The organism is Actinacidiphila sp. bgisy145 (assembly GCF_057708125.1).
Window position 1 is genome coordinate 76,040 of record NZ_JBYIRL010000021.1, and the last position, 23,006, is coordinate 99,045.

Here is a 23,006-nt window from a genome sequence, read left to right on the forward strand (position 1 = left end):
CTGCCGCGTCCCCCGCGCGGCGGCGGGCCGCCGGGCGGCCGGGGCAGGCCCTTCCGCGATGGTGACCGACCGCTTAGTATGCGAAGGTCATGCCGTCGAGTCGAAGGAGACACGTCGTGGTCGTGGAAGCGCTGCGCGACGCCCGGGTGGTCGTCACCGGGGCCGGGGGCGGGATCGGGGCCGCGCTGGCCCGGCGGTTCGCGGCCGAGGGTGCCCGGGTCGCGGTCAACGACATCGACGCCGACGCCGCCCGGAAGACCGCCGACGAGATCGGCGCGGCCGTGGTCCCCGGCGACGCCTCCGACGTGGTGCCGGCCGCGCGGACCGCGCTCGGCGGCGGCATCGACGTGTTCTGCGCCAACGCCGGCGTCGGCACCGGCGGCGGCCCCGAGGCGGACGACGCCGCCTGGGAACTGGCCTGGGACGTCAACGTGATGAGCCACGTCCGCGCCGCCCGCGCCCTGCTCCCGGAGTGGCTGGAGCGCGGTTCCGGCCGCTTCGTGTCCACCGTCTCCGCCGCCGGGCTGCTGACGATGATCGGCGCGGCGCCGTACTCCGTGACCAAGCACGGCGCGCTCGCCTTCGCCGAGTGGCTGTCGCTCACCTACCGGCACCGCGGCATCCGCGTGCACGCGGTGTGCCCGCAGGGGGTGCGCACCGCGATGCTCGCCACCACCGGCCCCGCCGGCGACCTGGTGCTCGCACCGACCGCGATCGAACCCGAGGACGTCGCCGACGCGGTGCTGGCCGGGATAGCGGCCGACCGCTTCCTGATCCTGCCGCACCCCGAGGTGGCGGGCTACTCCGCCGCCCGAGCTGCCGAACCCGAGCGGTGGCTGCGCGGCATGAACAAGCTCCAGCGCCAGTACGAGCAGCAACTCGCCGCCCAGGACGGCGGCTTCGCGAACGGTCCGGCGAGCAGCCCGGCGGGCGGGCCCGCGGGCGGACCCGCGGACGGGTCCCGGGACGGGAAGGGCGGCCGGGCATGACGACCTCCGCGGACCAGCCGTGGCTGCGGCACTTCACCCCGGAGCAGCGCGCCGAGACCGAGCACCCGCCGTCCGTGCTGCACACCTTCCTCGCCGTCGCCGAACGCGCCCCCGACCACCCGGCGCTGCGCTACTTCGACGGCACCCTCGGCTACGGCGAACTCGACGCGCTCTCCGACGGCCTGGCCCGCCACCTCGCCGCCCGCGGCTTCGCCCCCGGCGACCGGCTCGCGGTCATGCTCCAGAACGTGCCGCAGTTCGCCATCGGAGTGCTCGCCGCATGGAAGGCGGGCGGGGCGGTGATCCCGGTCAACCCGATGTACAAGCAGCAGGAGCTGTCCCACATCCTCCACGACGCGGGCGCCGCCGCGATCCTGTGCTCGCGCACCGCCTGGGAGGAGTACGTCCGGCAGACCGTCGCCGGCTCGCCCGTCCGGATCGCGCTGACCGCCGACGAACACGACCTCCAGACCCGCGACGACCCCCGGGTGCTCGGCGAACGGCGGCCGTCCGCACACGAACCGGCCACCGAGGACTCGCCCGCCGGGGAAGCGCCCGACGGCGGCCTCACGCCGCAGGATGTCCTCGCCGCCGCCCGCGCCCACCTTGGGCCGCGCCCGGTGCGCACCGCCGCCGACCTGCCCGCCGCCGGCGACACCGCGCTGGTCAGCTACACCTCCGGCACCAGCGGCCGCCCCAAGGGCGCCCTCAACACCCACGGCAACATCTCCTTCAACGCCCACCGCCAGGTCCGCATCCAGCAACTCCCGGACGACGCCGTGCTGTTCGTCCTGGCGCCGCTGTTCCACATCACCGGCATGGTCTGCCAGTTCGCTGCCGCCCTCGCCGGCGGCCACACCGTGGCGCTCGCCTACCGCTTCGAGCCCGGTGTGGTGCTCGACGCGTTCCGCGAGCACCGCCCCGCCTACACCGTCGGCCCCTCCACCGCCTTCATGGCGCTGCTGGCCCGCCCCGACGCCGCGCCCGGCGACTTCGCCTCCTTCCGGCTGATCTCCTCCGGCGGCGCGCCGCTGCCGCCCGCCGTGGTCGAGGACTTCCGGGCCCGCTCCGGCGGCCACTACCTCGCCAACGGCTACGGCCTGACGGAGTGCACCGCGCCGTGCGCGAGCGTGCCCCCGGGCCTGGAGGCGCCCGTCGACGCGGACTCCGGGACCCTCGCGGTCGGCGTGCCCGGCCCCGGCACCATGGTCCGCATCCTCGACGACGACGGCGCCGAGGTGCCGTTCGGGCAGCACGGCGAGATCGCGGTCAGCGGGCCGATGGTCGTACCGGGGTACTGGAACAAGCCCGAGGCGACCGCGGCGGGCCTGCCCGGCGGCGAGCTGCGCACCGGCGACATCGGCTTCATGGACGAGGACGGCTGGCTGTACGTCGTCGACCGCAAGAAGGACATGATCAACGCGTCCGGCTTCAAGGTCTGGCCGCGCGAGGTCGAGGACGTCCTCTACACCCACCCGGCCGTGCGCGAGGCCGCCGTGGTGGGCGTGCCGGACCCCTACCGCGGCGAGAGCGTCAAGGCGTACGTCAGCCTGCGGCCCGGCGCCGCGGTCGAGCCGGCGGACCTGGTCGCGTACTGCCGGCAGCGGCTGGCGGCGTTCAAGTACCCGCGGCAGGTCGAGGTGCTGGTCGAGCTGCCCAAGACCGCCAGCGGGAAGATCCTGCGCCGGGAGCTGCGGACGGCGGCCGGATAGGGTCCGTACCGGTCGGAAGGTCGGAACGCCGGCCGGCCGCGGACGGCACGAGGAGAGGGCAGTCATGGCACGCAGAGCGACGAGCGGCAGCAGCGGTGGTGGCGGCACGGCCCCCGGCGCCACCGGAGGCGTGCCCGAACGGCTGCTCGCCGAGGCCACCCGGCTCTTCGCCGAGCGCGGCTACGACCGCACCTCCGTGCAGGAGATCGTCGAGGCGGCCGGCGTCACCAAGGGCGCCCTCTACCACTACTTCGGCTCCAAGGACGACCTGCTCCACGAGATCTACGGGCGCGTGCTGCGGCTCCAGACCGAGCGGCTCGACGCGATCGCCGCCCGGCCCGTCCCGGTCACCGAGCGGATCGCCGAGGCCGCCGCGGACGTCGTGGTGACCAGTATCCAGAACCTCGACGACACCAAGATCTTCTTCCGCTCGATCCACCAGCTCGGGCCGGAGAAGCAGAAGGCGGTGCGCGCCGAGCGCCGCCGCTACCACGAGACGTTCCGCGCGCTGATCGAGGAGGGCCAGCGCGACGGCCTGCTGCGGCCCGAGCCGCGGCCGGACCTGGTCGTGGACTACTTCTTCGGCTCCGTGCACCACCTCGGCACCTGGTACCACGCGGACGGCCCGCTCACCGCCGAGCAGGTCGCCGCCGAGTTCTCCGACCTGCTGCTGCACTCGCTGCGGCCGCCTACGAACCCGGGAGATCCCACGTGAAGGCATGGCGTGTCCACCACAATGGCGAACCGCGCGAGGCGATGCGGCTCGACGACATAGCCACCCCGGCGCCCGGCGCGGGCGAGGTGCTGGTGCGGGTGCGGGCCGCCGGCGTCAACTTCCCCGACGCGCTGCTGTGCCGCGGCCAGTACCAGGTCCGCCCGCCGCTGCCCTTCACCCCCGGGGTCGAGCTGTGCGGGGACGTCGTGGAGTCCGGCGCCGGCGTCACCGGACTCGCCGCCGGCGACCGCGTCATCAGCCCGGCGGCCCTGCCGGCGGGGGCGTTCGCCGAGTACGTGGTGGTGCCCGCGGCCGGTGTGCTGCCCGCGCCCGCCGCGCTCGACGACGCCGAGGCCGCCGCGCTCCACGTCGGCTACCAGACCGGCTGGTTCGGGCTGCACCGCAGGGCGGCGCTCCAACCCGGCGAGACGCTGCTCGTGCACGCGGCCGCGGGCGGGGTCGGCAGCGCCGCCGTCCAGCTCGGGAAGGCGGCGGGCGCCACCGTCATCGGGGTCGTCGGCGGGGCCGAGAAGGCCGAGGCCGCCCGCGAGGCGGGCGCCGACATCGTGGTCGACCGGCGCACCGAGGACTTCGTCGCCGTCGTCAAGGAGGCCACCGGCGGGCGCGGCGCCGACGTCGTCTACGACCCGGTGGGCGGCGACGCGTACGCCCGCTCCACCAAGTGCATCGCCTTCGAGGGCCGCATCCTGCTGGTCGGGTTCACCAGCGGGACGATTCCCGCGCCCGGGCTCAACCACGCGCTCGTGAAGAACTACACGATCCTCGGGCTGCACTGGGGGCTGTACAACACGCACGACCCCGCGGCGGTGCGCCGCGCCCACGACGACCTCACCCGGCTTGCCGCGGAAGGCTCTGTCAAGCCGCTCGTCAGCGAACGCCTTCCCTTCACCGCCGCCGCGGAAGCGGTTCAGCGCGTCGCTGACGGCACGACGGTCGGACGGCTCGTCGTCCTCCCCTGACCTGCCGTGCCGGCTGCCCGGTTCGGCGGTCTGCCGGACCTGACGGTCGCCGGTGGCTGGTGGCGCAGTTCCCCGCGCCCCTGGCCGGTGACGCTCTTTCCGCGGAAGAAGCCGAGCAAACCCAGGGGCGCGGGGAACTGCGCGACCAGCCCACCACCGGCAGGTGGTCCCTGAACCGGCGCAGCGCACCACCCCGGAGGGCCGGGTCACACGTAGTTGCGGAGCTCGCGCCGAGCGAGCGACCGCTTGTGGACCTCGTCCGGGCCGTCGGCGAGGCGCAGGGTGCGCACGCCTGCCCACAGTTCGGCCAGCGGGAAGTCCTGGGAGACGCCGCCGGCGCCGTGCACCTGGATGGCGCGGTCGACGATCTGCTGGACGGCGGCCGGCGTCGCGATCTTGATCGCCTGGATCTCGGTGTGGGCGCCCTGGTTGCCGACGGTGTCCATCAGCCAGGCGGTCTTGAGCACCAGCAGCCGCAACTGCTCGATCTGGACCCGGGCTTCGGCGATCCACTCCTGGATCACGCCCTGCGCGGCGAGCGGCTTCCCGAACGCGGTACGGGTGTTGGCGCGCCGGCACATCAACTCCACGGCGCGCTCGGCCATGCCGATCAGCCGCATGCAGTGGTGGATGCGGCCGGGCCCCAACCGCGCCTGGGCGATGGCGAACCCGCCGCCCTCCTCGCCGACGAGGTTGGTGACGGGCACCCGCACGTCGTGGAAGACCACCTCGGCGTGCCCGCCGTGGTCGCCGTCGTCGTAGCCGAACACGCGCATGCCGCGGCGGACTTCGACGCCCGGGGTGTCGCGGGGGACCAGCACCTGGCTCTGCTGGCGGTGCCGGTCGGCGGCCGGGTCGGTCTTGCCCATCACGATGAGCACGGCGCACTTGGGGTTCATCGCCCCGGAGATGTACCACTTGCGGCCGTTGATGACGTACGAGTCCCCGTCGCGCTCGATCCGGGTCTCGATGTTGGTGGCGTCGGAGGAGGCGACGTCGGGCTCGGTCATCGCGAACGCCGAGCGGATCTCCCCGGCGAGCAGCGGTTCCAGCCACTCCTTGCGCTGCTCGGGGGTGCCGAACTCGGCGAGCACCTCCATGTTGCCGGTGTCGGGCGCCGCGCAGTTGAGCGCGGGCGGGGCCAGGTGCGGGCTGCGGCCGGTGAGTTCGGCGAGCGGCGCGTACTGGAGGTTGGTCAGGCCCGCGCCGTGCTCGCCGGGCAGGAAGAGGTTCCACAGGCCCTGCGCGCGGGCGGTCGCCTTGAGCTGCTCGACCACCGGCGGCGCCGTCCAGCGCTCGTCGCCGACCGCCTGCTCGCGCTGCGCGGCGAAGACCGGCTCGGCCGGGTAGACGTGCTCGTCGAGGAACGCCGAGAGCCTGGCGCGCAGCTCCTCGGTCCTGGTGTCGTAGCCGAAGTCCATGGGCCCTCAGTCCTCGTCTCGGGTGGTGGAGTGCGGTGCGGTGCCGGCAGGCTGCCCGGCGCCGGAGGTCCGCGCGGTGCCGGCGGTGCGCAGGGTGTGCAGCCCGCGGTCGATGAAGACCGGTACGACGGTGCCGATCCGGTCGAACCCGGCGCCGACGGTCTGCCCGAGGGTCCACCGGTAGTGGATGCCCTCCAGGATCACGGCGAGCTTGAAGTAGGCGAACGCGGTGTACCAGTCGACGAAGGACACGTCGCGGCCGGACCGCTCGGCGTAGCGCGCGACGATCTCGCGGGAGTCGGGGTGGCCGGGCGCGCCGCCGGTGGTGGGTGCCGCGAGCAGGTCGGCGCTGCGCTGCTCGGTGTACATCACCAGCAGCCCGAGGTCGGTGAGCGGGTCGCCGAGGGTGGACATCTCCCAGTCCAGTACGGCGGTGAGCCGGCCGTCGGTGTCGATCAGCACGTTGTCCAGGCGGTAGTCGCCGTGCACGATCGCGGGTGCGGGGGAGTGCGGCAGGCTGCGGCCGAGGGCGGCGTGCAGTTCGTCGACACCGGGCAGCTCGCGGCTGCGGGAGGCGTCGAGCTGCTTGCCCCAGCGGCGCAGCTGGCGGTCGAGAAAGCCCTCGGGCCGCCCGAAGTCGGCCAGGCCCACGGCCGCCGGGTCCACCGCGTGCAGGTCCACCAGCGTGTCGACCAGGGTGTGCACGGCCGCCCGGGTGCGCTCCGGGCCGATCTCCCGCAACTGGTGCTCGCTGCGGTAGGGCGTGCCGGCGACGAACTCCATGACGTAGAAGGGCGCGCCGATCACCTCCGGGTCGTCGCAGCGCAGCAGGGTGCGCGGCACCGGGACGGCGGTGTCGGCGAGGGCGGTGATCACGCGGTGCTCGCGGCCCATGTCGTGCGCGGTGGCCAGCACGTGGCCCAGCGGCGGGCGGCGCACCACCCAGGTGCCGGTGCCGTCGGTGACGCGGTAGGTGAGGTTGGAGCGGCCGCCCTCCAGCAGGTCGCCCCGCAGCTCGCCGCGGACCAGGCCCGGGTGCTCCCGGTCCAGGTGGTGGCGGAGGCGGTCGAGGTCCAGGCCCGGCGGGTTGGCGGATGCACTCATGCCGGGGATCGTACCGACTGGTTGGTATGGGGTCCAGTGCGCCTGTGGCGGCGGCCGTGCTCGCGCGGTGCCCCGCCGGCCGGCGGCGGCCGCATTGACGGTGGCCGGGCCGCCCGCCTAGGCTCAATCCCATGGGTGAACGCGATTCATATATGCAGACGGCGGGTTCGGCGGCGGCCCCCACCTCCGGGCAGACCATCACCGAGGTGCGGCTGACGCCCATCCTGATCGCCGATCCGCCGCTGCTCAACACCCAGGGGGTGCACCAGCCCTACACCCCGCGCCTGATCATCGAGGTGGTCACCGCCGACGGCACCAGCGGTGTCGGCGAGACCTACGGCGACCGCGGCTACCTCGACCTGGTCGCGCCGCTCGCCGAAGCGCTGCCCGGCCACCAGGTCAGCGACCTGAACGGGCTGTTCACCCTCGCCGAGCGGGTGTGCGGCGAACCCGGCGGCGTCTCCGACTCCGTCAGCACCGGCGGGCTGCGCGGGGTGCAGACCGCGGACAAGCTGCGGCTGTCGGTCATCTCCGGGTTCGAGGTGGCCTGCCTCGACGCGCTCGGCAAGTCCCTGGGCCTGCCGGTGCACGCGCTGCTCGGCGGGAAGGTCCGCGACGCCGTCGACTACAGCGCCTACCTCTTCTACCGCTTCGCCGAACACCCGCAGGGCGCCGGGGAGCCCGACGACTGGGGCGCCGCCCTGGACCCGGCAGGCGTCGTCGCCCAGGCCCGCCGCTTCGCCGACACCTACGGCTTCGGCTCCTTCAAGCTCAAGGGCGGCGTCTTCCCGCCCGCGCAGGAGATCGCCGCCGTACGGGCGCTGGCCGAGGCGTTCCCGGGCAAGCCGCTGCGGCTGGACCCCAACGGCGCCTGGTCGGTGGAGACCTCGCTCGAGGTCGCCCGCGAGATCGGCGACGTGCTGGAGTACCTGGAGGACCCGGCGAGCACCACCGACCGGATGGCGCGCGTGGCCGCGCGGACGGACGTGCCGCTGGCGACGAACATGTGCGTGACGACCTTCCCGGAGATCCAGGAGGCGTTCACCCGCGGCGCCGTGCAGGTGGTGCTCTCCGACCACCACTACTGGGGCGGGCTGCGCAACACCCAGCACCTCGCGGCGATCTGCCGCACCTTCGGGGTGGGCCTGTCCATGCACTCCAACACCCACCTGGGCATCAGCCTCGCCGCGATGACGCATGTGGCCGCGACGGTGCCCAACCTCGACTACGCCTGCGACACGCACTACCCCTGGCAGACCGACGACGTCATCACCGAGCGGCACGTCTTCACCGACGGGCGGCTCGCCGTCTCCGACCGCCCCGGGCTCGGCGTCGAACTCGACCGCGACGCCCTCGCCCGGCTGCACCAGCGCTGGCTGGACGACGACGGCACGATGCGCGACCGCGACGACGCGGCCGCGATGCGCAAGGCCGACCCGGACTGGCAGACCCCGACGGTGCCCCGCTGGTAGGCAGGGCGGACCGTACGGGGCCGGGGAACCCCGGTGCCGTACGGGCCCTCAGGGGGAGCGGTGCGGCGGCGCCCGGGGCCGTCACGCGTCGGCGCGGTCGCGGTCCTCGCGGGCGGCCGCCGTCCGCGCCGCCAGGCGGCGGCGGTCGGGCCAGCGCACTGAGCGGGCCCAGCCGAGTAGTTCGAAAATCCGGATCAGCCGGGCGCTGGAGTCGAGCTGCCCGGGCAGCACGCCGTGCCGGGCGGAGGTCGGGTCGGCGTGGTGCAGGTTGTGCCAGGACTCGCCGCCGGACAGCGGCGCCAGCCACCAGACGTTGCCGGAGCGGTCGCGGGACCGGAAGGGGCGCGAACCGGCCACGTGGCAGATCGAGTTGATCGACCAGGTGACGTGGTGCAGCAGCCCGATCCGGACCAGCCCGGCCCAGAAGAACGCCGACAGCGCGGCCGTGCCGTTCCAGGGGTGCGGCCCCCACAGCCCGCCCGCCACCGCGGGCAGCCCGAACGAGGCGGCCACGACGAGGGGTTGCCAGCGCGCCACCCGCACCAGGTCGCGATCGGCCAGCAGGTCGGGTACGTAACGGGCCTGGTTGGTCTTCTCGTTGGTGAACGTCCAGCCGATGTGCGCCCACACCATGCCCTTGGCGACCGCGGCCGCGGACGTGCCGAACCGCCACGGCGAGTGCGGGTCGCCCGGCCGGTCCGCGAACTGGTGGTGCCGGCGGTGGTCGGCGCACCAGGTGATCACGTCGCCCTCCACCGCCAGCGTGCCCGCCACCGCGAGGGCGATCTTCAGCGGGCGGGCCGCGCGGAACGCCCGGTGCGTGAACAGCCGGTGGTAGCCGACCGTCACACCGTGCACGGCCACCGCGTACGCCACCGCGCCGATCACCACCTCGTGCCAGCCGATGCCCCAGCCCCACAGCACCGCGACGGACGCGATCACCGCGGCGAACGGCACCCCGACGAACAGGCCGACCACCACCCGGTCGGAGGTGCCCATCGGCTCGCCCCACGGGGCATCTGCGGAACTCGTCGCCATCGGACGCCTCCTGGGCGCGCTCGGGGCCTGCGCGCGGTCGCGGCAGTGGGGGAAGACCCGCAGCCTACGAACGGCCCGCCGCACCGGCTACGCGCCGTACGCGCACCTGGCCGCGCCCGGTCATCACCCGGCTGACAACCGCGCCGCCGCGCCGTCCAGCCGCCCCGCCCCGCTTCACCGCAACTGGCGCAGCCGCAGGGCGAGTTCCATCTCGAAGCACGCGTCCGGCTGCTGGAGCCGCGCGCCGAACAGCTCGTCGAGGCGGCGTAAGCGGTAGCGGACGGTCTGCGGATGGATGCCCAGCCGCACCGCCACCTCACTGGCGTTGCGGCTGCACTGCAACCACGACAGCAGCGTCTCCGCCAGCCGGTCCCGGTACGGCCGCGGCATCCGCTCCAGCGGGCCCAGATGGCGCGCGCCGAGCTCGTCCACCAGGGCCTCGTCCTGGAAGAGCAGCAGCGTGGTGAGGTGGTCGGCGCACCGCACCAGCCCGCGTCCGGGCAGCACACCGCGCCGGGCCAGCGCCAGCGCGTCCAGCGCCCACCGCAGCGACCGGGCGCCCTCGGTGAGCGGCACCGCGGGCCCCAGCGCCGCGCGGTGGCCGCGCAGCGCCGCCTCGACGGCGCGGGACCGGCCGGGTCCGTCCGGGTCCGGCACCACCACGCGGGTCGGCTTGCGGTCGAAGCGCACCAGCAGGTCCGGCGGCAGGATCGGCCGCGACTCCTCCTGCTCCCACTGGTGGTCGACCACGGCGACCGCGATCCGCGAGGGCACCGGCCAGCGGGCGGCGCCGGCCAGCGCCGCGATCGCCTGCGCGGTGGGCGGCTGCTCGTCGGTGAGCATGTCCAGCAGGCGCAGCCGGCGCCGCCGCGGCTCGTCGGCCAGCCGGGACTGGGCCTCGGCGAAGCCCGCCGAGGTGGCGGCGGCGATCTCGTCCAGGTGCACCAGCGCGGCCTCGCCGAGCAGCGCCAACTCCTGGCGGGGCAGCGCGTCGCGGCCCGCCAGGGCGCTGACGGTCCGCCAGGTGATGCGGGCGGCGATCCGCAGCGCGCCCTGGAAGGAGTCCAGCGAGCGGCCCTCGCGGGCCTCGCCGCGCCCGATGGCGTGGTAGATGTCGAAGATCTCGCGGGCGCTGACGCCGGGCGCGGTGAGCCGGTCCAGCAGGAGGTTCAGGCCGAGTTCGACGCCGGTGCTGATGGTGGTGGTGTAGGCGGCGTTGGTGGGGCGGGCGTATTCGGGGATGCCGGTGACGATCGCGCTCACCACCTCCCGCCGGATGTCCTCGGTCAGCGGGCGCAGGTGCTCGGCGAGGCCGGCGGGGAACCGGTTGAACGGCTCCTCCGCGAGTTCGGCCCGATGTCCCGCCACGGCATGGCTCAGCACGGCGCGGCCCCTTCCGCTCGATCAGGTGGAGTGCCGTGACCTTACTCTCCGGTAGCAACACGTGCACCAGTAGTGAACCGGACACGGCCGCCGGCAGCTGCCCGCGGCTGCTTTCCCTGTCACCTGGATGACAGTGCGCTGCCGCGGTCCGCTCACCGGCCTCAGCGCCGCCTGCGGCGATGCCGCGTCCGCCGGGCGAGCCCCGCGCGGCGCCGGGGGGCGGTTGTCACCGAAGTGACAGGGCCCGCGCGGACCGCTGTCAGGTCCCGCACTACTCCGCCCGGCCCACCCGGCGGAGCCTGCTGGTGTCCATGACGCCCCTGGCCGGAGGAGGACCGCGCATGACGCGTACCGCCGAGTTCGAGGCCCGCCGGGCCCGCCTGCTGCGGGGCGGCCCGCCCGAGGCCGTGGCCCGGCTGCGCGCCCGCGGCCGGCTGACCGCCCGGGAACGCGTCGACGCGCTGCTGGACGCCGGGTCGTTCACCGAGTTCGACGCGTTCGTGCGATCCCGCGCGACCGGGTCCGGGACGGCCGACCGGCGGCCGGACGGCGACGGCGTCGTCACCGGCCACGGCACCGTGGACGGCCGCCAGGTCGCGGTGTTCGCGCAGGACCCCACCGTCTTCGGCGGCAGCATGGGGGAGGCGTTCGGGCAGAAGGTCGCCAAGGTGATGGACCACGCCGTCAAGGTCGGCTGCCCCGTCATCGGCCTCAACGACGGCGGCGGCGCCCGTATCCAGGAAGGCGTGGTCGCGCTCGCGCACTACGCTGAACTGGTGCGCCGCAACGTACGGGCCTCCGGTGTCATCCCCCAACTCTCCCTCGTCCTCGGCCCGTGCGCGGGCGGCGCCGCGTACTCGCCCGCGCTCACCGACTTCACCGTGATGGTCCGCGGCAGCTCGCACATGTTCGTCACCGGGCCCGACGTCATCCGCTCGGTGACCGGGGAGACCACCACCGCCGAGGAGTTGGGCGGCGCCCACACCAGCGGCGCGGTCAGCGGCACCGCCCACTACGTCGCCGACGACGAGGCGGACGCCTTCGACTTCGTCCGCGTCCTGCTGTCCTACCTGCCCGCCAACAACCGTGCCGCGCCACCGCAGTACGGGCGGCCCGCCGACCCCGGCGTCACCGCGCAGGACCTGTTGCTGGACACCGTCGTGCCCGAAGAGCCCGGCCGCGCCTACGACATGCGGGACATCCTGCGCCGCGTCGTGGACGACGCCGAACTGCTGGAGGTACAGGAGCTGTTCGCGCCGAACATCATCTGCGCCTTCGCCCGCGTCGAGGGCTCCTCGGTCGGCGTCGTCGCCAACCAGCCGCTGCACTTCGCCGGTGCGCTGGACATCGACGCGTCCGAGAAGGCGGCCCGCTTCGTCCGGTTCTGCGACGCGTTCGGCATCCCGATCCTGTCCTTCGTGGACGTGCCCGGCTACCTGTCCGGGGTCCGGCTCGAACACGAGGGCATCGTGCGGCGCGGCGCGAAACTCCTGTACGCGTACGCCGAGGCCAGCGTGCCCACCGTCACCGTCGTGGTCCGCAAGGCGTACGGCGGCGGGTACGCCGTCATGGGCTCCAAGCACCTGGGCGCCGACCTCAACCTCGCCTGGCCCACCGCGCGGATCGCCGTCATGGGCGCCCAGGGCGCCGTCGCGATCCTGCACCGGCGGGCGCTGGCCGCGGCCGAGGACCCCGAACTGCTGCGCAAGCAGCTCGTCGAGGAGTACGAGAACGACTTCGCCACGCCGTTCCAGGCCGCCCAGCACGGCTACGTCGACGCCGTGATCATGCCGCACGAGACCCGCGGGCAGATCGTCCGCGGGCTGCGCGCGCTGCGGACGAAGGAACTGGCGGTGCCGCAGCGCCGCCACGGCAACATCCCGCTCTGACCTCGCACGTCCTTCCGCCGCCCCGCCGTACCGCCCTGCGAACGCCGAGCCCACCGCCCCGTTCCGTACGCCCCGTTCCGTACGCCCCCTTCGTACGTCCCCTCAGGAGTGCCTGTGCCGACACCGCCCCCCACGCGGCCCGTCCCGCTGACCGAGTCCCTGCGCCGCTGGTCCGCCGAGCGCGGCGGGCAGCGGGCGTTCACCTTCGTCGACCACCCGACCCCCGACTCGCCCGGCCGGGCCCGCTCGCTGACCTGGCGGCGGCTGGACGAGCACGCCCGCGACATCGCGCTGCGGCTGCGCGGCCGGGTCGGCCCCGGGGAGCGCGCCGCCCTGATGCTGCCCCAAGGGCTCGGCTACGTCGCGGGGTTCCTCGGCTGCCTGTACGCCGGGGTGATCGCGGTGCCGCTGTTCGGGCCCGACCTTCCCGGGCACGCCGACCGGCTCGCCGCGGTCCTCGGCGACTGCGAGCCGCGCTGTGTGCTCACCGATGCCGCGACCGCGCCCGCGGTGGCCGCGTTCACCGCCGCGCACGGCATCCCGGCGGTGCCGGTGCTGCACGTCGAGCGCGCCGCGGGCGCCGAGCCGCCGCCGCGGATACCGTGGCCGGCCGCCGACCCGGAGGACATCGCCTACCTCCAGTACACCTCCGGCTCCACCCGCGTCCCCGCCGGGGTGATGATCAGCCACGGCAACGTCGTCGCCAACGCCCAGCAGGCGATCGACGCGTTCACCGCCACCGCCGAGGGCACCACGACCGTCGGCTGGCTGCCGCTCTTCCACGACATGGGCCTGGTGCTCAGCGTCGCCGCGCCCGTCGTCGGCGGCTTCCCCTCGGTCCTCACCGACCCCGTCGCCTTCCTCGAACAGCCCGTCCGCTGGCTGCGGTTGCTCGCCGCCTACCCGGGCGCCATCAGCGCCGCGCCGAACTTCGCCTACGACTACTGCGCCGCCCGGATCGACCCGGAAGAGGCCGCGGGCCTGCGGCTGGACGGGGTCCGGGCGCTGATCAACGGCAGCGAACCGGTCCGCGCCGGCACCGTGGAGCGCTTCCGCGCTGCCTTCGCGCCGACCGGGCTGCGCCCCGAAGCGCACTGCCCCTCCTACGGGCTGGCCGAGGCGACCGTCTTCGCCACCACCGACCCGCCGACCGCGGCGCCCCGCACCCTGACCTGCGACCCGGACGCGCTCGCGCAGGGCAGGGTGGAGCCGGTCATCGACAGGGCCACAGCGGCGGGTTCGGAGCCCGCGGCAGCGGCGGACGGCCCGGCGCCGGTGACGCTCGTCGGCTGCGGCACCCCGGTCGGCCAGGTGCTGCGCATCACCGACCCGCGCACCGGCCGCCCGCTGCCGGCCGGCCACGTCGGCGAGATCCGGCTGCGCGGCCCCAACATCGGCCTCGGCTACTGGAAGCGGGCCGACCGCTCCGCGGAGTCCTTCGCCGCCCGCATCACCGGCGAGTACGGCGACTGGCTGCGCGCCGGCGACCTCGGCGCCCTGTACGACGGCCAGTTGTACGTCACCGGGCGGCTGAAGGACCTGCTCGTCGTGGACGGCCGGAACCACTACCCGCAGGACGTCGAGGAGACCGTGCAGGCGGCGGTGCCCCTGGTCCGGCGGGACCGGCTCGCCGTCTTCACGGCACCCGCCGGACCGGGGAGCGGACCCGGCGGTGACGACGCGGCCGCCGCCATCGCGGCCACCGCGATCGTGGCCGTCGCCGAGTACCGCCGCGGCGCGGAACCCACCGCCGACGAAGGTGCCGCCGCCGAGGGCGCCGCCCGCGCGGCCGTCTCCGCGCGCCACGGCATCCGCCTGGCCCGGCTCGTGCTGGTGCCCCCGGGCGCCGTGCCCCGCACGTCCAGCGGGAAGGTCTCGCGGTCCGCCTGCCGCGAGCGGTACCTCGCCGGTGCCTTCGCGCCGAAGGGAGGCTCTGGTGCGTAGCGCCGCCGCCCCGACCGCGACAGCCGCCCCGGCGGACCGGCGGCGCGGGGTGCGGGAGGCGGTCGTGGCCCGGCTGGGGGAGTGGTACGGCATCGACCCCGCAACCATCGACGACGACCGGCCGTTCGCCGAGTTGGGGCTCACCTCGCGGGACGCGGTCGCGCTGGCCGGGGACGTGCGCGAGCTGACCGGGGTGGCATTGGCGCCCACCGCGCTGTGGGACGCCACGACGCTCGGCCGGCTGCTCGACGTGATCGCCGCGGGCGGCACCGACGGCACGGGCGGCACGGGCGGCACCGACGGAGCGGGCGGCACGGTCACGGTCGGCGGTCCCGGCACGGTCGGCGGCGCGGTGGCGCCCCCGCGCCCGCAGGCGGCGGCCACCGGCCCGGGCCCCTCCGCCGCACCGGCACCCGCACCGACATCCGTACCCGTGGCCGTCATCGGGCTCGGGTGCCGGCTGCCCGGCGGCGCCACCTCGCCCGCGGCCCTGTGGGAACTGCTGTGCGCGGGGCGGGACGCGGTGGGCACGGTGCCGGACGACCGCTGGACGCCCTTCCTCCCGCCGGGCGGCCCGGCTGCGGACCCCGCGGCGCCGGGCGGGGTGAGCCGGCACGGCGCCTTCCTGCCGGACATCGCCGGCTTCGACGCGGAGTTCTTCGGCATCTCCCCCCATGAGGCCGTCCGGATGGACCCGCAGCAGCGGCTGCTGCTGGAGGTCGCCCGTGAGGGCCTGGACCACGCGGCGATCCCCGCCCCCGAACTCGCCGGCACCGCCACCGGCGTCTTCGTGGGCATCAGCGGCAACGAGTACGCGTCGCTGACCACCGCCGACCTCGGCGCGGTCGACGCCTGGACGCCGCCGGGCGCCGCGCTGAGCATCGCCGCGAACCGGCTCTCGTACGCGCTGGACCTGCGCGGCCCGAGCATGGCCGTGGACACCGCCTGCTCGTCGTCGCTCGTCGCGGTGCACCACGCCGTACGCAGCCTCGCCGGCGGCGAGACGGACACCGCGCTGGCCGCGGGCGTCAACCTGCTGCTGTCACCCGCGCTGACGCTGGCGTTCCAGCGCGCGGGCGCCCTCGCACCGGACGGCCGCTGCAAGACGTTCGACGCGAAGGCCGACGGCATGGTGCGCGGCGAGGGCTGCGTGGTGGCCGTGCTCAAGCGGCTGGCCGACGCCGAACGGGACGGCGACCGGGTGCTCGCGGTGATCCGCGGCACCGCCGTGAACTCCGACGGCCGCTCCAACGGGCTGCTCGCCCCCAACCCCGCCGCACAGCGCGCCCTGCTGTGCCAGGTCCACGGCGACCAGGGCACGCTGCTGGACTACGTCGAGGCGCACGGCACCGGCACCGCACTCGGCGACCCGATCGAGGCACACGCGCTGGGCGCGGTGCTCGGCGCGGGCCGTGACCCCGACCAGCCGCTGCTGCTCGGCTCGGCGAAGACCAACTTCGGCCACCTGGAGGCCGCCGCGGGCCTGGTCGGCCTGGCCAAGACGGTGCTCGCGCTGCACCACGGCGTGCTGCCGGCCCACCTCCACCTCGACCGGCCGAACCCGCTGATCGACTTCGACGCGCTCGGGCTGCGCGTCGTGACCGGCCCCGAACCCTGGCCGCGCTACTCCGGCACCGCGACCGCGGGCGTCTCCGCGTTCGGCTTCGGCGGCACCAACGCCCATGTCGCGCTCGCCGAGCACCGCCCGGCCGGCGCGCCCCGGTCCCACCCCCGGCCCGCCGTCACCGAGCCGCCGCCCGCCGTGCTCGTGCTCGACGCGGCGACGGACACCCGGCTGCGCGCCGCCGCGGAGGACCTCGGCCGCTGGCTCACCACCCGGGACGGCCGCGCCGCGCCGTTGCGCGACACCGCCCGCACCCTGCACGGCCGTACCGGCCGCGGCCGCCACCGCGCCGCCGTCGTGGCCGCGGACCACGCCGAGGCCGCCGACGCCCTCACGGCGCTGGCCGCCGGCCGGCCCCACCCCGCCCTGGTGCGCCCGGCCCCGCCGCCGCTGCCCGACGGACCCCGGCCCGCCTACCCGCCCCGCCCGTCGGACAGCGCCCGCCCGGTGTGGGTCTTCTCTGGCTACGGCTCGCAGTGGCCCGGCATGGGCAGCCGGCTGCTCGCGGCGGAACCGGCGTTCGCGGCCGCCGTGGACCGGCTGGAACCGCTGCTGGCACGCCACGCCGGCCTGTCCCTTCGCGCGCACCTGCGGCCGGACGCGGAGTTGGCGACCCCGTCCGTGGTGCAGCCCGTGCTCTTCGGGCTCCAGGTCGCGCTGGCCGCGCTGTGGCGCTCCTACGGCCTCCAGCCGGCCGCCGTCATCGGGCACTCCATGGGCGAGGTGGCCGCCGCGGTCGTGGCCGGCGCGATCGACGAGGAGAGCGGCGCGCGGATCATCGGCACCCGGGCGCGGCTGCTCGACGGGCTGTCCGGCGGCGCGATGGCCGTGGTGGAGCTGTCCGCGGCCGAGGTGCGCCGCCACGCCGCCACCTGCCCGAGCGTACGGGTCGCCGTGCACTCCTCGCCCGCGCAGAGCGTGGTGACCGGCACCGCCGGCGACATCGCGAACCTGGTCGCCGTGGTGCGCCGGCTGGGCGGAATGGCCCGCCCGCTGAGGGTGGTCGCCGCCGGGCACTCCCCGCAGGTGGACCCGCTGCTCACACCGCTCACCCGGCAGCTCGGCGAGGTGCCGCACACCGCGCCCGGCTGCGCCTTCTACGGCACCGTGCTGGACGACCCGCGCGAGGCGCCCGCCTTCGACGCCGGCTACTGGGCCGCCGGGCTGCGCCGCCCGGTGCGGTTCGCGCAGGCGGTCGCCGCCGCGGCCGCCGACGGCCACCGCACGTATGTCGAGATCTCCGCGCACCCCACCCAACTCCACCCGCTCGCCGAGACGTTGGCCGCCGACGGCATCGAGGGGGCGGTGCTGCTGCCGACGCTGCGCCGGAACACCGACGACGCCCGCGGCTTCCGCGCGGGGCTGGCCGCGCACCTGCTGCACGGCATCCCGGTCGCGCGGGACCTGCTGCACCCGGGGGCCCGGCTCGCGGACGTGCCCGTGGCCGGGTGGCGGCACCGCAGGTACTGGGCGGCGGCCGCGGCGGTGCACCGCGTACCGGCTGAACAGGCCTGCGAGGAGGGCGAGTCGGTGTCGTCGACCGCTTCCACGACCGCGGCTGCCCCTTCCACTGCCCCTCCCGCCGCCCCGACCGTCCTCGACCGCCTGCTCGGCCACGTCGCCCAGGTCATGGGATACACCCCGGCCGACATCGACCCGCGCGCCCCGCTGACCGACCTCGGCCTCGACTCCCTGATGGCGGCCCGTATCCTCGCCGCCGTCGGCCGGGACTTCGGGGTCGCCGTCGAGCCGCGCGTGCTACTGCGGCACGGCACCGTCGAGGCACTGGCGGCCTGGCTGGAAGCAGCGGGCAGCGGACCGGCTGCCGAACCCGCCCCGGTGACAGGGCCGTTGGCCGACCGGCGCCCCCGCCGCCGGGTCCAGCCGCGCGACGCCGCCGAGCGGCTGGTCGCCCACGCCTGGGCCGCCGTCACGGGCGGGCCGCCGCCCGGTGCCGAGGACGACCTCGGGCTGCCCTCCCGAGCGACCGGCCAGGTGATCGGGCTCGCCGAGGAGTTGGCCGCCCGCAGCGGACACCCGGTCACGCCGGGGGAGTTGGCGGCGGCCCGGCCGCCCACCGTGGCCGCGATCGCCCAACTCCTGCGCCCGCGCCTGGAATCGGCGTCCGGCGGCCCCGTACGCACCCTGCGCGCCGAAGGCACCCAGGCGCCGCTGTTCCTGCTGCACCCGGCGGGCGGCTCGTCCGCGGTCTACGCCGCCCTCGCCCAGCGGCTCGGCCCGGACCGCCCCTGCTACGGCCTGGACCGGCTGCCCGACCTCGCCGACGTCGGCGACCGCGCCCGCGCCTACGCCCGGCTGATCCGCGCCACCCGCCCCAACGGCCCCTGGGTGCTGGGCGGTTGGTCGTACGGCGGGCTGGTCGCGCAGGAGACCGCCCGGCTGCTCGCGGCGCCCGAGACAGGCCCGGACCCGGACGCCGAGCCGCTCGCCGGGACGGTCGCCGCGCTGGTGCTCGTGGACAGCGTGCTGCCGCTGCCCGCCGAACGGCTCACCCCGCACGACGAGGCCCTGCGGCGCTTCGCCGGCTTCGCCCGCTACGTCGAGGAGACCTACGGCACCCGCCTCGACCTGCCGTACGACCACCTCGCCGCACTCGACGACGCCGGCCAGGTGGACCTCGTCGTCGGCGCGCTCGCCCGCACCGCCGACCTGCCCGCGGCCGTACTGGAGCACCAGCGCGCGTCCTACCTCGACCTGCGCAGCGCCGAACGGCACACCCCGCGCCCCTACGCCGGCCGCACCCTGCTCTACCGCGCCAGCGAGCCCGCCCCGCACACGGTGTACGACCCCCGGTACGACCGCGCGGACCCGGCGCTCGGCTGGGACGCCCACTGCCCGGACCTGACGGTCCGCCCGCTGCCCGGCCACCACCTCGCGCTCCTCGACCCGCCCGTGGTGGACGAACTCGCCGCGCTGCTCGCCCGCGACCTGGCCGCTCCCGTCGCCCCCGCCGCCGCCCCCGTACCGCCTACGACATGAGGTGTCCCATGCCCACGCACCGCCGTCTCACCGGGGCCGCCGCCGCACCGGCCGTCGCACTGGCCGTCGCGCTCACCGCCGCCTCGGCGCTCGTCCTCGGCCCGGCCGGCCCCGCGTCGGCCGCCACTGCCCGCGGCGCAGCGGCCGCCGTACCCGCCGGCACTGCCGCGGACGGCGCGCACGTCGTCTCCGAGACCTGGCTCGACGCCCGCACCGTCGACCTCCAGATCTCCTCGCCCGCGGTCGGCGGCACCGTGGCCACCCGGCTGCTGCTGCCCGCCGACTGGTCCGCCCAGGCCGGCCGCACCTGGCCGGTGCTCTACCTGCTCCAGGGCGCCCACGACGACTACACCTCGTGGACCCGCGAGACCGACATCGAGCAGTTCACCGCGGGCCAGGAGGTGATCGTCGCCATGCCGTCGTCCGGCCCGACCGGCATCCCCAGCACCTGGTGGAACTACGGCAGCGACCACCCCGACTACGAGACCTTCCAGGTCACGGAGCTGATGCAGCTGCTCCAGCAGGACTACCGGGCCGGCACCACCCGGGCGATCGGCGGGGTGTCCACCGGCGGCTGGGCGGCGATGGCCTTCGCCGCGCGGCACCCCGGCACGTTCGCCGCCGCGGCCTCGTACAGCGGCGTGCTCGACACCACGATGCCCGGCATGCCCACCGTGGTGGAGGCGATCGTCGCCCGGGAGAGCCTCGACCCGCTGTCGCTGTGGGGCTCGCCGGTCCTCAACTACGCGCTGTGGAGCGCCGAGAACCCCTTCGACGTCGCATCGGGGCTTCGGGGCACCAAGCTCTACCTCTCCTCCGGCACCGGAGTCGCCGGAGGCAACGGCGAGTTGAGCGCCGAGGCGCTGGAGACCGCGCTGTGGCCCGGATCGCAGGCGTTCGCCCTGCGGCTGGCGCTGCTCGGCATCCCGGTCCAGACGCACTTCTACACCGGCGGCACGCACAGCTGGACGTACTGGAAGGAGGAGTACAAGACGTCCTGGCCGCTGATCTCCCAGGCGCTCGGGCTGAACAGCTGAGCGGCCGACAGGAGTTGCACCGCTGAACCGGCCGGCGGGCCGAACAGGGCGGCGTACGGCTACCGTTCGGCCCGCCACCGCACGAGCCGGCGGTACGCCTCCAGCCCGTCCGGCACGAACTCCCACTCCGCCAGCCGCTGCCGCAGCTCCTCCTCGGTCACGAAGCCGTGCCAGGCGACCTCCTCCGGCTGCGGCCGGACCGGGCCGTCCACCCGCACCTCGTACACCGCCGAGAACCAGCCGCCGGGCTGGTCCTGCCGGTCGTAGCGGAAGGTGAACAGGTGCGTGGGCTGCGGCAGTCCGCTCACCCCGAGTTCCTCCTCGGCCTCGCGCAGCGCCGTCGCGTCGTAGGACTCGCCCGCGCCGACCACACCGCCGACGAACATGTCGTACAGGGCGGGGAAGACGAGCTTGCGGGCGGTGCGGCGGTGCACGAAGATCCGGCCGGCCGGGTCGCGGGCCAGGATGAACGCGCAACGGTGCAGCAGTCCGCGCGCGTACGCCTCGCCGCGGGGGGAGGTGCCGATGACGTTGTCGTCCTCGTCCACGATGTCGATCACCTCGTGGACGGAGAGCAGGCCGCCGTCCTCGGTGGTGCCGTCGTCGTCGGCAGCGGCGGAGCCGGAGTGCGCGGGTGGTTCGCTCATACCGCGATTCAACCACCGCCCGCCGGGGGGCTTGCGCGGTGCGGGCATCGGCACGAGGATCGCGGGGCCGGTGACCCTGGGGCGAAGTGACGGGAGAGTACGGTGACGGATGCGGCGAACGGTCCGGTGGGCACGACCGCTGCGGCCGGTGCGCCGGTGTACGGCCGGGGCCGCACCGCACCGCTGCGGATCGCCAACTGCTCGGGCTACTACGGCGACCGGCTCGCCGCCGCCCGCGAGATGGTCGAGGGCGGCCCGATCGACGTCCTCACCGGCGACTACCTCGCCGAACTCACCATGCTGCTGCTGTGGAAGGCCCGGCGGCGCGACCCCGAGGGCGGCTACGCGCTGTCCTTCCTCGCCCAGATGCACGACGTGCTCGGCACCTGCCTGGACCGCGGCATCAAGGTCGTGGTCAACGCCGGCGGCCTCAACCCCGCCGGGCTCGCCGCGAAACTCCGCGAACTCGCCGCGGCCGCCGGGCTGCACCCCTCCGTCGCCCATGTCGAGGGCGACGACCTGCTCGACCGGCTGCCCGAACTCACCGCCCGCGGCCACGACTTCGCCCACCTCGCCACCGGCCGCCCGCTGGCCGCGGCCGGCGTCGAACCGGTCACCGCCCACGCCTACCTCGGCGGCTGGGGCATCACCCAGGCGCTGCGGGCCGGCGCCGACGTCGTGGTCTGCGGCCGCGTCACCGACGCCTCGCTCGTGGTCGGACCCGCCGCATGGGCGTTCGGCTGGGCCGCCGACGACTGGGACGCGCTGGCCGGCGCGGTCACCGCGGGCCACATCATCGAGTGCGGCACCCAGGCCACCGGCGGCAACTACTCCTTCTTCACCGAGATCCCCGACCCCGTCCACCCCGGCTTCCCCCTCGCCGAGATCCACCCCGACGGCTCCAGCGTCATCACCAAGCACCCCGGCACCGGCGGCGCCGTCACCGTCGGCACCGTCACCGCCCAACTCCTGTACGAGACCGGGCACCCCGCCTACCTCAACGCCGACGTGGTGGCCCGCTTCGACACCGTGCGCCTCACCCAGCAGGGCCCCGACCGGGTCGCGGTCGGCCCGGTCGCCGGGGAACCGGCGCCCGACACCCTCAAGGTGTGCGTCAACCACGTCGGCGGCCACCGCAACTCCGCGGTGTTCGTCCTCACCGGCCTCGACCTCGACGCCAAGGCCGACTACGCCGAGGCCGCACTGCGCGACGCCACCGGCGGCCCGGCCGCGTTCGCCGGGTACGACCTGCGGCGCGAGCACGGCCACGAGGTGGACCGCCTCACCCTCACGGTGAAGGACCCCGACCCGGCGAAGGTCGGCCGCGGCTTCTTCACGGCCGTCGCAGGCACCGCGCTGGCCGGCTACCCCGGGCTCTACCTGGAGCACGCGAGCGCCCGGCCCAGCGAATTCGGCGTGTACTGGCCCGCGTTGGTGCCCGCGGCGGAGGTGGCCGCGGTCACGGTGCTCGCGGACGGCACCCGACTGGCGGTGCCCGGCCCGCCCGCGTCACCCGCGCCGTCCGCCACGCCCGGACGCCCGCTGCCGGGACGCGCGGCCCCTGGGCTGCGGCCCGACGCCGTACCCCCGCCGCCGCCGCCCGTCGACGGAGCGCCCCGGCCCGAGCGCGCGGAACCGTACGGCGGTCGCGGCACCGCCACACCCGGCCGGACCGTGCGCCTGCCGCTCGGCACGCTCGTCGGCGCGCGCTCCGGGGACAAGGGCGGCGACGCCAACGTCGGACTGTGGGCCCGCGACGACGACACGTACACCTGGCTGCGCGACTACCTCGACGTGCCCCGACTGCGCGCGCTGCTGCCCGAGACCGCCCGGCTGCCGGTCAGCCGCTACGAACTGCCCGGCCTGCGCGCGCTCAACTTCGTCGTCCACGACCTGCTCGGCGACGGCGTCGCGGCCTCCACCGGCGCCGACCCGCAGGCGAAGGCGCTCGGCGAGCGGCTGCGCGCCCGGTTGGCGGACATCCCCGAGCACCTCGTGGAGCCCCCGCGGGCGCCGCACCCGGACCCCGGCGCCTGAGCGGTGCATGATCG

At 75.5% G+C, this 23,006-nt stretch carries 15 protein-coding genes; 10 read left to right on the forward strand and 5 right to left on the reverse strand.

What is annotated here, in order from left to right:
• Positions 1–122 precede the first annotated feature (122 nt).
• The 4 genes from AC3ERT_RS20080 to AC3ERT_RS20095 all read left to right on the forward strand — a co-directional run bounded on the left by AC3ERT_RS20080 (position 123) and on the right by AC3ERT_RS20095 (position 4,396).
• Entirely contained in the window at positions 123–989 is an 867-nt protein-coding gene (locus AC3ERT_RS20080; RefSeq protein ID WP_435175839.1) for an SDR family oxidoreductase, read from the forward strand.
• Positions 986–2,701: an AMP-binding protein gene (locus tag AC3ERT_RS20085; protein ID WP_435175763.1), complete on the forward strand. Its 1,716-nt coding sequence runs from the start codon at positions 986–988 to the stop codon at positions 2,699–2,701. Before AC3ERT_RS20080 ends, AC3ERT_RS20085 begins: the two co-directional genes overlap by 4 nt.
• Positions 2,702–2,765: 64 nt before the next feature.
• Positions 2,766–3,416: a TetR/AcrR family transcriptional regulator gene (locus AC3ERT_RS20090; protein ID WP_335982294.1), complete on the forward strand. Its 651-nt coding sequence runs from the start codon at positions 2,766–2,768 to the stop codon at positions 3,414–3,416.
• Positions 3,413–4,396: an NADPH:quinone oxidoreductase family protein gene (locus AC3ERT_RS20095; protein WP_435175765.1), complete on the forward strand. Its 984-nt coding sequence runs from the start codon at positions 3,413–3,415 to the stop codon at positions 4,394–4,396. The genes AC3ERT_RS20090 and AC3ERT_RS20095 overlap by 4 nt, the downstream gene beginning before the upstream one ends.
• Before the next feature lie 206 nt (positions 4,397–4,602).
• On the opposite strand, the gene AC3ERT_RS20100 is transcribed toward AC3ERT_RS20095, so the two are convergent.
• Together AC3ERT_RS20100 and AC3ERT_RS20105 are read right to left on the reverse strand one after the other, a co-directional pair.
• Entirely contained in the window at positions 4,603–5,817 is a 1,215-nt protein-coding gene (locus AC3ERT_RS20100; protein ID WP_435175767.1) for an acyl-CoA dehydrogenase family protein, read from the reverse strand.
• Positions 5,818–5,823: 6 nt separating this feature from the next.
• Positions 5,824–6,921 carry a phosphotransferase family protein gene (locus tag AC3ERT_RS20105; RefSeq protein WP_435175769.1) on the reverse strand — a complete coding sequence of 366 codons (1,098 nt, stop codon included), beginning with the start codon at positions 6,919–6,921 and terminating at the stop codon, positions 5,824–5,826.
• Positions 6,922–7,073: 152 nt separating this feature from the next.
• On the opposite strand from AC3ERT_RS20105, the gene AC3ERT_RS20110 reads away from it, so the two are divergent.
• Positions 7,074–8,393 (forward strand): glucarate dehydratase family protein, encoded by a 1,320-nt coding sequence (locus AC3ERT_RS20110; protein WP_435175841.1) that lies wholly within the window; start codon positions 7,074–7,076, stop codon positions 8,391–8,393.
• 81 nt (positions 8,394–8,474) lie between these two features.
• On the opposite strand, the gene AC3ERT_RS20115 is transcribed toward AC3ERT_RS20110, so the two are convergent.
• Together AC3ERT_RS20115 and AC3ERT_RS20120 are read right to left on the reverse strand one after the other, a co-directional pair.
• The gene (locus AC3ERT_RS20115) at positions 8,475–9,431 is read right to left on the reverse strand and encodes an acyl-CoA desaturase (protein WP_335982302.1); all 957 of its coding nucleotides are present in this window, start codon (positions 9,429–9,431) and stop codon (positions 8,475–8,477) included.
• A gap of 174 nt (positions 9,432–9,605) precedes the next feature.
• Positions 9,606–10,814: a PucR family transcriptional regulator gene (locus AC3ERT_RS20120; RefSeq protein ID WP_435175772.1), complete on the reverse strand. Its 1,209-nt coding sequence runs from the start codon at positions 10,812–10,814 to the stop codon at positions 9,606–9,608.
• A gap of 341 nt (positions 10,815–11,155) precedes the next feature.
• Here AC3ERT_RS20120 and AC3ERT_RS20125 point away from each other — a divergent pair, with 341 nt between their 5' ends.
• The 4 genes from AC3ERT_RS20125 to AC3ERT_RS20140 all read left to right on the forward strand — a co-directional run bounded on the left by AC3ERT_RS20125 (position 11,156) and on the right by AC3ERT_RS20140 (position 20,308).
• Positions 11,156–12,703: an acyl-CoA carboxylase subunit beta gene (locus AC3ERT_RS20125; RefSeq protein ID WP_435175774.1), complete on the forward strand. Its 1,548-nt coding sequence runs from the start codon at positions 11,156–11,158 to the stop codon at positions 12,701–12,703.
• 114 nt (positions 12,704–12,817) lie between these two features.
• Positions 12,818–14,647: a fatty acyl-AMP ligase gene (locus AC3ERT_RS20130; RefSeq protein ID WP_435175776.1), complete on the forward strand. Its 1,830-nt coding sequence runs from the start codon at positions 12,818–12,820 to the stop codon at positions 14,645–14,647.
• Complete coding sequence (locus AC3ERT_RS20135) at positions 14,640–19,271, forward strand: beta-ketoacyl synthase N-terminal-like domain-containing protein (protein ID WP_435175778.1); 4,632 nt, start codon at positions 14,640–14,642, stop codon at positions 19,269–19,271. The genes AC3ERT_RS20130 and AC3ERT_RS20135 overlap by 8 nt, the downstream gene beginning before the upstream one ends.
• A gap of 8 nt (positions 19,272–19,279) precedes the next feature.
• On the forward strand, positions 19,280–20,308 hold the full coding sequence (locus tag AC3ERT_RS20140; protein ID WP_435175780.1) for an alpha/beta hydrolase: 1,029 nt from the start codon (positions 19,280–19,282) through the stop codon (positions 20,306–20,308).
• Between the two features lie 59 nt (positions 20,309–20,367).
• Here AC3ERT_RS20140 and AC3ERT_RS20145 read toward each other — a convergent pair whose 3' ends face one another.
• Positions 20,368–20,955: an NUDIX hydrolase gene (locus AC3ERT_RS20145; protein ID WP_435175782.1), complete on the reverse strand. Its 588-nt coding sequence runs from the start codon at positions 20,953–20,955 to the stop codon at positions 20,368–20,370.
• Between the two features lie 156 nt (positions 20,956–21,111).
• Between AC3ERT_RS20145 and AC3ERT_RS20150 the strand changes: the two genes are divergently transcribed.
• Positions 21,112–22,992: an acyclic terpene utilization AtuA family protein gene (locus AC3ERT_RS20150; protein WP_435175843.1), complete on the forward strand. Its 1,881-nt coding sequence runs from the start codon at positions 21,112–21,114 to the stop codon at positions 22,990–22,992.
• The last annotated feature ends 14 nt before the right edge of the window (positions 22,993–23,006 follow it).